Origin of the sequence: Kocuria atrinae C3-8, from assembly GCF_000286355.1 — a bacterium.
Lineage (GTDB): Bacteria > Actinomycetota > Actinomycetes > Actinomycetales > Micrococcaceae > Kocuria > Kocuria atrinae_A.
This window is the reverse complement of the sequence record NZ_AJXN01000028.1, coordinates 12,486-24,443: the sequence shown is the minus strand read 5'-3', so window position 1 is coordinate 24,443 and position 11,958 is coordinate 12,486. Positions and strand designations below refer to the sequence as shown.

General features: G+C 64.8%; 9 protein-coding genes and 1 pseudogene. 7 read left to right on the top strand and 3 right to left on the bottom strand.

Annotated features, from left to right (window positions below):
- Positions 1 to 25: 25 nt before the first annotated feature.
- A pseudogene (locus YO9_RS0103790) lies at positions 26 to 2,373 on the bottom strand (DEAD/DEAH box helicase).
- Between the two features lie 252 nt (positions 2,374 to 2,625).
- Between YO9_RS0103790 and YO9_RS0103785 the strand changes: the two are divergent.
- The 7 genes from YO9_RS0103785 to proC all read left to right on the top strand — a co-directional run bounded on the left by YO9_RS0103785 (position 2,626) and on the right by proC (position 11,152).
- A complete protein-coding gene (locus tag YO9_RS0103785; RefSeq protein ID WP_016996304.1) occupies positions 2,626 to 3,090 on the top strand; it encodes a pyridoxamine 5'-phosphate oxidase family protein in 465 nt (154 codons plus the stop codon).
- Between the two features lie 3 nt (positions 3,091 to 3,093).
- Positions 3,094 to 3,330, top strand: coding sequence for a DUF7059 domain-containing protein (locus YO9_RS0103780; protein ID WP_031272626.1), 237 nt, complete (start codon positions 3,094 to 3,096; stop codon positions 3,328 to 3,330).
- A complete protein-coding gene (locus tag YO9_RS16655) occupies positions 3,252 to 5,279 on the top strand; it encodes a pyridoxamine 5'-phosphate oxidase family protein (protein ID WP_223286055.1) in 2,028 nt (675 codons plus the stop codon). Before YO9_RS0103780 ends, YO9_RS16655 begins: the two co-directional genes overlap by 79 nt.
- A 120-nt stretch (positions 5,280 to 5,399) precedes the next feature.
- Complete coding sequence (gene topA, locus YO9_RS0103770; RefSeq protein ID WP_016996303.1) at positions 5,400 to 8,279, top strand: type I DNA topoisomerase; 2,880 nt, start codon at positions 5,400 to 5,402, stop codon at positions 8,277 to 8,279.
- A gap of 41 nt (positions 8,280 to 8,320) precedes the next feature.
- Positions 8,321 to 9,298, top strand: coding sequence for a Ppx/GppA family phosphatase (locus tag YO9_RS0103765; protein WP_016996302.1), 978 nt, complete (start codon positions 8,321 to 8,323; stop codon positions 9,296 to 9,298).
- On the top strand, positions 9,298 to 10,104 hold the full coding sequence (locus YO9_RS0103760; RefSeq protein ID WP_016996301.1) for a sugar phosphate isomerase/epimerase family protein: 807 nt from the start codon (positions 9,298 to 9,300) through the stop codon (positions 10,102 to 10,104). The genes YO9_RS0103765 and YO9_RS0103760 overlap by 1 nt, the downstream gene beginning before the upstream one ends.
- Positions 10,105 to 10,312: 208 nt before the next feature.
- Positions 10,313 to 11,152 carry a pyrroline-5-carboxylate reductase gene (proC, locus tag YO9_RS0103755; RefSeq protein ID WP_016996300.1) on the top strand — a complete coding sequence of 280 codons (840 nt, stop codon included), beginning with the start codon at positions 10,313 to 10,315 and terminating at the stop codon, positions 11,150 to 11,152.
- Positions 11,153 to 11,158: 6 nt separating this feature from the next.
- On the opposite strand, the gene YO9_RS16650 is transcribed toward proC, so the two are convergent.
- Together YO9_RS16650 and YO9_RS0103750 are read right to left on the bottom strand one after the other, a co-directional pair.
- Positions 11,159 to 11,347 (bottom strand): alpha/beta fold hydrolase, encoded by a 189-nt coding sequence (locus YO9_RS16650; RefSeq protein ID WP_223286054.1) that lies wholly within the window; start codon positions 11,345 to 11,347, stop codon positions 11,159 to 11,161.
- A gap of 23 nt (positions 11,348 to 11,370) precedes the next feature.
- Positions 11,371 to 11,937, bottom strand: a complete 567-nt coding sequence (locus tag YO9_RS0103750) for an alpha/beta fold hydrolase (RefSeq protein WP_223286053.1) — start codon at positions 11,935 to 11,937, stop codon at positions 11,371 to 11,373.
- Between the last annotated feature and the right edge of the window lie 21 nt (positions 11,938 to 11,958).

Genomic DNA, 11,958 nt, shown 5'->3' with positions numbered 1-11,958 from the left:
TACTCCCTCGGTGGCTGCTTAGCTCTCATTCCGTTGATGTGGCAGCCGGAGCGAACCGCAGCAACCCGTTCAACAGCTTGAGCGCACCGGCCTTATCCAGCGGATTGTTGCGGTTTCCGCACTTGGGGGATTGCACACAGGAGGGGCAGCCGGTTTCGCACTCGCACGCGGCAATGGCGTCCCGGGTGGCCGTGATCCAGCGGTGAAACATGTCGTAACCGCGCTCGGCGAAGCCAGCTCCGCCGGGGTGGCCGTCGTGCACGAAGATGGTGGGCAATTCGGTGTCCGCGTGCAATGCGGTTGACAGCCCACCCACATCCCACCGGTCACACGATGCCAGTAGCGGAAGCAGCCCGATCATGGCGTGTTCGGCCGCGTGCAGCGAGCCGGGGATGTCCGGTTCCTCGATGCCCATGGCGGCCAACTGAGGCTGGTCCACGGTGAACCACGTGGCAGTGGTGGTCAATTGACGCGGGGGCAGCTCCAACGGTTCCTCGCCTACCACTTCGTTGGAGGCGGTGAGTTTGCGCTGGAAACTGATCACCTGGGTTGTCACGTCCACGCTGCCGCGGTGAATGGTGATGGGACCCCAGCGTTCGGTGTCAGCCACGGAACGTACCCGTACCTCGGTGACGTCGCGGGCGACCGTGTAGAAATCCGGGAACGCGTGCCGCACGGAGGCCACGCTGAGTTCCTCGTCCAAATCCTCGACCAGGTACGTGCGGCCCTGATGCACGTACACCGCTCCGGGGTGTGCTTGGTAGTGGGATTGCGGAGCACCCATGGTTCCCAGCACCGCGCCGGTCTCGGATTCGATGATCTGCACGGGCCCGCCGTCCCCGGAACGGATGGACACCATGTCCGCGGGCCGTTCGGAACGCGTCCAGAACCAGCCGCTCGGGCGCCGTCGTAGGTGGCCGGCGGCCTCCAAAGACTGCACCACATCGTGAGCGGTGGGCCCGAACTGCTCAAGTTCCGTGGCCCGGATGGGGAGTTCGGCTGCCGCGGCGCACAGGTGCGGGGCCAAGACATACGGGTTGGAGGCCTCGAACACCGTGGCTTCCACAGGCACGTCGAAAATCGCCTCGGGATGATTCACCAGGTAGGTATCGAGCGGATCGTCTCCGGCGATCAAGGCTGCCAGCGCATGCTGACCGGCACGCCCCGCACGCCCGATCTGTTGCGTGAATGAGGCCCGAGTGCCGGGCCACCCGGCGACCAGAACGGCGTCGAGCCCGGCGATGTCGATACCCAACTCCAGGGCGGACGTACTTGCAACCCCCAATAGGCGACCGTCGCGCAGGGCCTGTTCCAGCTCCCGCCGTTCCTCGGGCAGGAAACCCGCCCGATACGCCGCGACCCGGTGCGCCAGCGACGGGTCAACCTCTTCGAGTTGCCGGTGCGCGATCTGAGAAATCGTCTCGGCACCCCGGCGCGAGCGAATGAACGCGATCGTACGGATCTGTTGCAGCACCAGGTCGGTGAGCATGTCTGCGGATTCGGCAGTGACCGTGCGTCGTGACGGCGCGTTGTTGTCGGACCCTCCCGGCGATTGCTCCGGTTCCCACAGCACCACGGTGCGCGATCCGTGCGGAGACGTATCGCGCTCCACGGCCGTTACCTCGTCGGGAGAGGCGCCGATCAACCGCGCGAAGGATTCCTGAGGCGACGCACTCGTCGCGGAGGCCCCCACAAAGATCGGATCCGCCCCGTAATGAGCGGCAATCCGCTTGAGGCGCTTCATCAGCACGGCCACGTGCGAACCGAACACGCCCCGATATGAATGGGCCTCGTCGATGATCACGTACCGCAACCGCCGGAAGAAGCGCGACCAGCCCGTGTGATTAGGCAGGATGCCGTGGTGGAGCATGTCCGGATTGCACAGGATGACGTCCGCGTGCTCGCGGATCCAGCGGCGCTCGCCGGTATCGGTGTCGCCGTCGTAGGTGGCCGCGCGAACGTCGTCGAAACCCAGCGACCGCAGGGACATCAACTGATCCGCAGCGAGCGCTTTGGTGGGCGACAAGTACAGCGCGGTGGCTTCTTCGGGGTGGTGCAACAACCCGGGCCGAGAAGCAATCGCCAGCTTCCCGCGATGAACGGCGTTGAGCACCAGCGATTGATACACGAGCGACTTTCCGGAGGCCGTTCCGGTGGCCACGATCGTGTGCCGCGGCGCAGTCATGGCCGCGACCTGGTGCGCGAAGGTTGGTGGATTCCCAGCCGCTCGTACGCCTGGCGGACGGTCGGGTGAATCCATTCCGGCCACGGTGCATATTCGGCATCGCGTGCGGGTAGTTCGCGGACATGACGAACCTGCTCAGGCTGCGGTCCGCGGCCGAGCAGATTGACCATGTCCTGGGAAGAACTCACCGTCCCATTCTCCCGCACGCGGCAACACGCATAAGCCGCCCGCGCTACTCACCTCGCTTCTTCCGGCCACCGACGACGTCACGCGGGAACGCCCCGCCTTGGAACGATCCCCGTCTAGCAACGACGCCGCCGCGACCGCTACCCGTGCCACTCACCCTCCACAGCGGGCTCCGGGTTCGTCATACGGCCGTGATCTGCACCTTTTTGGCGATGCTCTCCCCGAGAACGCGGCGCGCATGGAATTATGGGGATATGAGCACTCCGGAGCAGGGACACCCCATGAACATTGCCAAGTCGCACGATCAGCAGGACGAGCCCAAGCAGCCGCCCATCCAGGAGCTGTCCGAGCAGGAGAGCTGGGATCTGCTCAAGCAGGCCCGTTTCGCCCGGTTGGCCACTCGTGACGGTGATGAAATCGACATCACCCCGCTGAACATCGTGACCGACGGCGAGCGCCTCTACTTCCGCTCGGCCAAGGGCACCAAGGTGCTCCAGTTGCAGCTGAACCCCAACGTGACCATTGAGATCGACCGCGCTACCGGTTCCGAAGCCCACTCCGTGGTGGTGCGCGGTACCGCACGCATGCTGACCGAAACCGAGGACATCGAGCACGTGGAATCGCTGGGGCTGCGCCCCTGGCTCGAGACGGAGAAGCTCGAGTTCGTGGAGATCACCCCCACCCGCGTCACCGGCCGCAAGTTCCGCCTGGGCCACTGAGCATTGACTGATTCGCCCGCTGCCGCGCCGTTCAGCGCGGTGGCCGATTCGCCGCGCTCGCAGGACCCTCAGCTCGTCCTGGATCTCCACGGAGACCTGACGGCCAGCAATTTCACCGTGGACGGAGTCACCGATCTACTCGGTGATCGCGCCATGGACGCGTGGTTGCGGGAACAGCCGGTTCCGGCGCGCGTTGCCTGGAACACACGGGCCACGCGCAACCGCACTTGGCCACGGTGATCGCGCTCTTCCTCTTGGGTGACGCCGTTCCGTCCGCGGACGTCGACGTCGCTCTGCCCACCGTGGGTGCCGCGGGTCTCGCTCGTCTGGGCCTCCTGGAGAACGACGACAGCTGGACTGACGACCTCAGGCCCACCGACAAAAGCACGAACAACGGCACCTACAACAAAGACTCCCGCAACAACGGCGGGGCTAGTAACGACACGGTCGATACCGACCTGGTGCGCGCCTCCGTTGACCTGCGCCCCTATTCGACCGACGTAGCCGGCGAGCTCTACGTGGTCAGCGACCTGGGTGCCTTCCAACGTCCCGGTGTGCTGCGCCGCGATCATGTGCTGGGCATCGGCGGCGCTTCCTTGACCCTGGTGCGTTCCACCGAACGGCGCGAGGTGGGCACCGCCCTGGATGTAGGCACAGGGTGCGGCATCCAGACCTTCCACTTGCTCTCGCACGCCCGCCATGTCACGGCCACCGACCTCTCGGGTCGCGCACTGGCGACCACCCGGTTCAACCTCCTGCTCAACGCTCGGGCTCTGGACCTGGACCCGTTCGACCTCGAAGATCGCGTCACCCTTATTCAGGGCAGCCTGCTCGAACCGGTGGCTGGACAGGAATTCGACCTGGTCGTCTCCAATCCGCCGTTCGTGATCACCCCGCGCCGCACCAACGAAAAAAATGAAGACCGTTTCACCTACCGCGACGGCGGTAAGGCGGGGGACCGGCTCGTCTCCGAACTGATCACCGCACTGCCCACCGTGATGGCCCCGGGGGCCACCGCCCATCTGCTGGCCAACTGGGAAATCCCCGACACGCCGGACGCCGACCCGGAGAAGATCTGGTCCGAGCGCGTCGAGCAGTGGATTGCTCCGGGCACCGGCGCGTGGGTCATCCAGCGGGAGATCCAAGACGTGTGCGAGTACGCGGAAACCTGGTTGCGGGACGCCTCTCAGCAGCGAGATCTTGAAGCCTACGACGCCGCTTACCGCGACTATCTCGCGGACTTCACCTCGCGTCACGTGGGCTGGGTCGGCTTCGGCATGGTCCGCCTCGAGCGCCCTGAGCAATCCCGCGCCGTGACCGAGATCCTGCGGATTTTTGAGCACATCGAGCACCCGATCCAGCAGCCCATCGCGGCCACCCTGGCCGCGGAGTGGCCTCGCGCGGAGGCGATGTATCGCGGGGAGGTCGCGAGCGGCGTCGTCGGCGATGACGCGTGGCAGGACCAGCATTACGACGTCGCTCAGGACGTCACCGAGGAACGTCACGGCCGCCCCGGGGCCGAGGACCCGGCGCTGATCCTGCTGCGGCAAGGCGGAGGATTGCGGCGCACCGTGGTGCTGAGCAGTGAAGCTGCGGGCTTCGTGGGCGTGTGCGACGGCGAGCTCACCGCGCGTCAGATCCTGACCGCTCTCGGCTCATTGCTCGGGTGGGAAAACGGGCCGTCGGAGCAATTATTACGTGAAATCAGGCGCTCATCACCCACGGCCTGTTGGTGGAAGTGTAAGACTGAAGTCATGAGCACTGGCGAAACCTATAATCCGATTCTGCCCCTCGACACCAACGCGGTGTGGGAGCTTCTGGGGGAGCTCCCGTTCGGCCGTCTGGCCGTGCAAGCCGCGGGCATGGTTGACATTTTCCCAGTCAACTATGTGGCGAAGGACCGTAAACTGTATTTCCGCACTGCACAGGGCACCAAGCTTGCAAGCCTGGTGGTCAACAATCACGTGGCGTTCGAAGTGGACCGTGTGGTCGGTGACCATGTGCAGTCCGTGGTGGTCCACGGCCGTGCGCGTCGCTTGGAAACCCAGGCCGAGCGTGACGCCGCCGAGCAGCTTCCGTTGAAGCCCTGGGCACCCACGTACAAGTATCACTTTGTGGTGATCGATGTTGACTCGGCCACGGGCCGTGAGTTCACCATGACTACGGAACCGGATCACGATCCGGCCTGAGCACCTGAACAAGTGGTAAAACCTCTCTTGTGAGACGGTGAGTAACCACGGGGGATTTCGTGCAGCCCCCATTGGAAGGAACAGACCCGCTCGATTCCACGGGTCATGACGAGGAGTACCGTGCCAACCAAGGCCACCAAGAACGCTGAAACCGGCAAGAGCCTGCTGATCGTGGAGTCACCCTCCAAGGTGAAAACGATTGCGGGTTACCTCGGTGACGCCTACGAGGTCGAATCCTCGATGGGTCATATCCGGGACCTGCCGCAGCCTTCTGAGCTGCCCACGGACATGAAAAAGGGTCCGTACGGCAAGTTCGCGGTGGACGTGGATCACGGTTTCGACCCGTACTACGTGGTCAATCCGGACAAGAAGAAGAAGGTCACGGAGCTGCGGCGGAAGCTCAAAGAAGCCGACGCCCTCTACCTGGCCACTGATGGGGATCGCGAAGGCGAGGCCATCGCATGGCACCTGCTGCAGGTGCTCAAGCCCAAGGTTCCGGTCTACCGTCTGACGTTCCCGGAAATCACCCGTGAAGCCATCGAGCGTGCCTTCGGTCAGCTGCGCGAGCTCGACAAAGACCTGGTGGACGCCCAGGAAACCCGCCGCATCCTGGACCGCCTCTACGGTTACGAGATCTCCCCGGTGCTGTGGCGCAAGGTGTCCTCGGGCCTGTCCGCGGGCCGCGTGCAGTCGGTGGCTACCCGCCTGGTGGTGCAGCGCGAACGCGAGCGCATGGCGTTCGTTTCCGCGGACTACTGGGATCTCACCGGCACGTTCGCACGCCCTGAGGGGCAGGACGCGGGCCGCGGCTTCACCGCGCGCCTGTCCTCGCTGAACTCCCAGCGCGTGGCCACCGGTAAGGATTTCTCGGATCGCGGCGAACTCAAGTCCGCTCGCGACGGCGCTCTGGTCCACCTGGGCGAGACCTCCGCCACCGCGCTGGCCGCCGGCCTGCAGGACGCCGAGTTCACGGTCCGCTCGCTCGAGACCAAGCCCTATACCCGCCGCCCCGCGGCACCGTTCACCACGTCCACCCTGCAGCAGGAGGCGGCGCGCAAGCTGCGCTTCACCTCCCGCACCACCATGCGCGTGGCCCAGCGGCTGTACGAGAACGGTTACATCACCTACATGCGTACGGACTCCGTGGCACTGTCCGACCAGGCGATCAACGCCGCACGGAAGCAGGCCAAGGAGCTTTACGGCGAGGACTTCGTCCCCGGTAAGCCACGCATCTACTCCTCCAAGTCCAAGAACGCGCAGGAAGCTCACGAGGCTGTTCGCCCCGCCGGTGACTCCTTCCGCACGCCGTCGCAGGTGCGCTCGCAGCTGTCCGTGGACGAGTTCAAGCTCTACGAACTGATCTGGAAGCGCACCGTGGCCTCGCAGATGCAGGACGCCAAGGGCTCCACCGCCACGGTTCGGTTGGGTGCCTTCGCTTCCTCGGCCGCGGGCGAACTGTCCGGCGCCGACGCCGAGTTCTCGGCTTCCGGTACGGTCATCACCTTCCGCGGTTTCTTGGCCGCGTACGAGGAAGGCAAGGACGAGAACCCGGAGACGAGTTCGGGTGTTTCCACCAAGTCCAAGGACGAGGACAAGCGGCTTCCGGTCATGGCCGAGGGCGACGCCCTGGACGCCACGGACGTCACTGCGGACGGGCACACCACCACTCCGCCGGCTCGTTACACCGAAGCTTCCCTGGTGAAGACACTGGACGAGCTGGGGATCGGCCGTCCGTCCACCTACGCGGCCACGATCTCAACCATCATGGACCGCGGTTACGTGCAGGTGCGCGGCTCGGCGTTGATCCCGTCATGGCTCGCCTTCTCCGTGGTGCGCCTGTTGGAAGATCACTTCACGGATTACGTGGACTACGACTTCACGGCCGAATTGGAAGATGACCTGGACCGCATCGCCCGGGGCGAGGAAGAGCGCGTCAAGTGGCTCACCGGCTTCTATTTCGGCGATGGTCAGGCCGAACACGGTCTCAAGCCCATCGTGGAAGATTTGGGCGAGATCGATGCCCGCGCGGTGAACTCGATTCCGATCACGGACGAGATCATGCTGCGCGTCGGCAAGTTCGGCCCCTACCTGGAAGTGGCCGGAACGGTCGATCCGGAGACCGGTGAGATCACCGACCCGGTTCGCGCCAATGTGCCCCTGGACCTTGCTCCTGACGAACTGGACGCCACCAAGGCCCAGGAACTCATGGAGATCGGTAAGGCGGACGGCCGCGAACTGGGTACCAACCCGGACTCGGGTCGCATGATCGTCGCCAAGGACGGCCGCTACGGACCGTACGTGACCGAGGTGATCCCCGAGCCCACCCAGGAAGAGCTCGACGCTATCCCCACGGAGTACTACAAGAACGGCAAGCCCAAGCCCAAGAAGGTCGAGAAGCCCAAGCCCCGCACGGCGTCCTTGTTCTCGTCCATGAAACTGCAGGACGTGACCCTGGACGACGCCCTCAAGCTGCTGTCGCTCCCGCGCGAACTGGGCGAGGACACGGACGGTGAAACCATCACCGTGCAGAACGGCCGCTACGGTCCGTATCTGAAGAAGGGCTCGGACTCCCGTTCGATCGGCTCCGAGGACCAGATCTTCACGATCACCCTGGACGAGGCCAAGACCATCTACTCCCAGCCCAAGCAGCGCGGACGCCAAGCCGCCAAACCGCCGCTGGCTGACCTGGGTGCGGATCCGATCACCGAGAAGCACATGGTGATCAAGGACGGTCGTTTCGGCCCGTACATCACGGATGGCGAAACCAACGTGACGGTTCCGCGAGCTGAGAGCATCGAGCAGATGACCAATGCTCGTGCGTCCCAGTTGCTGGCCGAGAAGCGCGCCAAGGGTCCCGCTCCCAAGAAGACCACCTCGCGCGCCCGCACCACTAAGTCGGCGACCAAGACTGCAACTAAGTCGAAGACCGCGAGCAAGGCCAAGGCCGGTACCAAGGCCAAAGCCACCACCACGCGCAAGGCTTCGACCACCAAGAAGTAGTCCACCTCGGGTCACGGCCCGCGGCTCAGCGAAGGAACGACATGCGGCTCTCAGTCTTGGACGTCGGCTCCAACACGGTTCACCTGCTCCTGTTGGACGTTTACCCCGGTTCCAAACCGGAACCGTACGCGTCCCACAAGATGGCCTTGCGCCTGGTGGAGCACCAGGACCAGGAGGGGCGGATCACCGATCACGGTCGTGACCTGCTGACGTCCTTTGTGATCGAGGCGCGGGATTTCGCTGTCGAGCACGACGCCGAGGACCTCCTGGCGTTCGCCACGTCCGCCATCCGCGAGGCAGCCAACGGTGCCGACGTCCTGGACCACGTCCAGTCCCGATCCGGGGTCACCCTCACGGAGATTTCCGGCGACCAGGAATCGGCCATCACCTTCTACGCGGTGCGCCGCTGGTTCGGTTGGGGCGCCGGTCGGATCATGGATTTCGACATCGGTGGCGGATCGTTCGAAATGGCCGTGGGTACCAACGCGCTGCCCACCGTCGCGACCTCAGTTCCGTTGGGTGCCGGGCGCATGTACCGCACGTTCTTGGGCGGGAGCGACGTCGCTTCCCCGGCAGACGTGAAGAAGTTGCGCCGGCACGTGCGCGCCACTCTGAAGCCCGCCGTGGAGAAGATCGAGAAGGGCGGTCGCCCGGACCTTGCGGTGGGAACGTCCAAGACGTTCCGGTCTCTCGCGCGCATCTGTGGCGCAGCGCCGTCGGCCCAGGGGCCCTACGTTCCGCGCATCATGCACGCCGAGGATCTGCGGTTGTGGACCCGGCGCATGGAAGCGATGACCGTGTCCGAGCGTGCCGAGCTGCCGGGCGTCTCCGAACACCGCGCGGCCCAGGTGCTCGCGGGCGCTATCGTGGCCGAAACCGCGATGGATATGCTGGACATCGGAACCCTACGCATCTCGCCGTGGGCGCTGCGCGAAGGGCTCATTCTGCGCCGACTGGACCGGTTGACCACCGGGGCAGCGATCCACACCGTCAACCCCAAGAACTTGGTGGCCAAGTGATGTCCCAAACCGAGGGTCTGTACCGTCCGCACGTGGCGCTGTCCACCAGTTCGCTCTACCCCAAGGGCGTTCCCGAAACGTTCGACGCCGCTCGGCGCCTGGGCTACGACAGCGTGGAAGTGCTTGTCACCCACGAACGCATGAGCCAGCTGACACACCAGCTCCTGGATCACATCCAGGAATACCAGGTGCCCATCTCCACCATCCACGCGCCCACGCTGCTGTTCACGCAACAGGTGTGGGGCAAGGCCTGGACCAAGATCCAGATGGCCGCGAAACTCACCGAACAAGTCGGCGCAGAGGTCGTGGTGGTCCACCCGCCGTTCAGATGGCAGAAGAAATACGCCCGCAATTTTGTGCAGGGCGTGCGTGAGGTCTCGCGCATGACCGGCATCAAGATCTCCGTGGAGAACATGTACCCGTGGCGCGTGGCCGGCCGTAAGGCCGTGGTGTATTCACCCCACTACAGCCCGCTCGGCCAGGATTATGACTGGGTCACATGGGACTTCTCGCACGCGGCCACCGCGCACATGGATTCACTCGCGGCCGTGAAGGAACTCGGATCCCGCCTGGGCCACATTCACCTGACCGATGGGTCCGGAACCACCATGGCGGACGAACACCTGCTACCGGGGCACGGCGTCCAGCCGGTGGCGCAGACGCTGGAATACCTGCGCGATACTCGCTGGCAGGGCGTGGTGGGTGTCGAAGTATCCACCCGGAAATCCAAAAATGCCGACGAGCGGGACGCCTGGTTGTCCGAATCCTTGGCGTTCGCTCGTCGGCACATGGAGGAAACGGGCTAGGGGACCGTTCCCTGTTACTCACTCGCACCAATTGAGGTGTGACCAGCATAAGAACCCAGGTGGGGAACCAACCGAGTAGAGCCTGAAGATCCACTGGCAAACCCGAAACCTGCCTCTCAGGAGCAGTTTCACCGGACGTTTTCATTACCCTCCGAGGGCGCGATACGGTCAAGACAAGCCCAGATTCGTTATCGAAAGGAGCTTTCGCATGAGCGAGCTCGTCCTGTCTTTCCTCGGTTCGGGATCCATGAACGGATCCATCTTGCGCGGCGTCCTGGCCGGTGGCACGCCCGCCGAGCGAGTGCGCGCAACCACCAAGTCCGCATCTTCTGCCGAAAAACTGCGCGAGGACACTGGTGTCACCGTGCTGTCCGGCGAAGAGAATGAGAAGGCCAACCTCGAGGCCGTCAAGGGTGCGGACGTCGTGCTGCTGGGTGTGAAGCCCTACGCCATTCTGGACCTCGCGCGTGAGATCGCTCCCGCGCTGGAGCCCAAGACCGTGGTCGCCTCCGTGGCCGCGGGCATCACCATCGATGCCCTCGAGAAGGCGCTCCCCGAGGGCCAGCCCGTGGTGCGCACCATGCCCAACACTCCCTCGAGCGTGGGCCGCGGCGTCATCTCGGTGACTCCCGGTACGCACACGACCAAGGAACAGTTGGAAGCCGTCAAGGAAGTGCTGTCCTCGGTGGCCACCGTGGTCGAGGTCGAGGAGCACCTGGTCCGCGCGGTTACCGGTGTCTCCGGTTCCGGCCCCGCCTACGTCTTCTACCTGGCCGAGGCCATGCAGCAGGCGGGCGAGAAGCTCGGTCTCCCGAGCGACGTGGCTCGCGTCCTGGCCAAGGAAACGGTCGCGGGCGCGGGCGTGCTGCTCAGCCCCGACGACGCCGATCCCGCCGCCTTGCGCAAGGCCGTCACCAGCCCCGGCGGCACCACCGAAAAGGCCACCAACACCTTTGACGACCGCGGCCTCCGCGACGTGATCGCCGCCGGTGTCACGGCGTCTGCCGAGCGCGGTGACGAGATGGAACAGGAATACTGCGGCGACTGACTCTCGCTAGTTATCCGACCTGGCCCGGTGAATCGGGAAGTACGTGGTCGGTTCCGCTCCATTCAGGAAATTGCGGATGATGTCCGTGACCACATGGGGCTTCTCGAACATCAGCATGTGTGACGTTCCAGGGACCACGGCCAGTTCCCCCTTTTGCAGTGTCCTGTAGAGGGCGAGCTGGCTCTCCAGGGTCACCAGATCATCGTCGGAGCTGACGATCAACGCCCGGCCCGGGTAGCAGCCAGCGCGTCCGCCGGTGCCACGTCCTGGGTTGCCAGCTCGGAGACCTTGCGGACGAGTTCCGGGAAGTGTTCGGGTCCGTCCGGTGACAATTGGGCGCAGCGGTCCACGATCATGGCGGGGTAGCCTGCGTCCGGAGAATCCCCGGTGGGCGGCTGAGGACGGATGATCCAGTCCTCCGCACCGAGCGCGGAACTAATCACGGTCAAGGACCGCACCAGTTCGGGGTGCTCAAGGGCCAGGCTCGTGGCCACCATCCCGCCCGCGCTGTAACCGATCACGTGCGCCGGACCAGCGCCAAGCGACTCAATGACCGCGGCAGCGTCGGCGGCCATCTCGGTGAGGGTGAAGTTCCCGGTATCGGCAGTGCGCCCGAACCCCCGACGGTCGTAGCCGACCACACGAAACGTGTCCGCGAGGCCGAAAAGAGTCGGCTCGAATTCGTCAACGTCACTCATGCCGCCGTGGAGCAGGAGCACGGGATCACCCTGGCCGCGTTCCTCAACCCAGAGACTCGCGTCCCGGACGCTGCGATATTCACCCATGGTGGTCAACCCCTTGTTGTT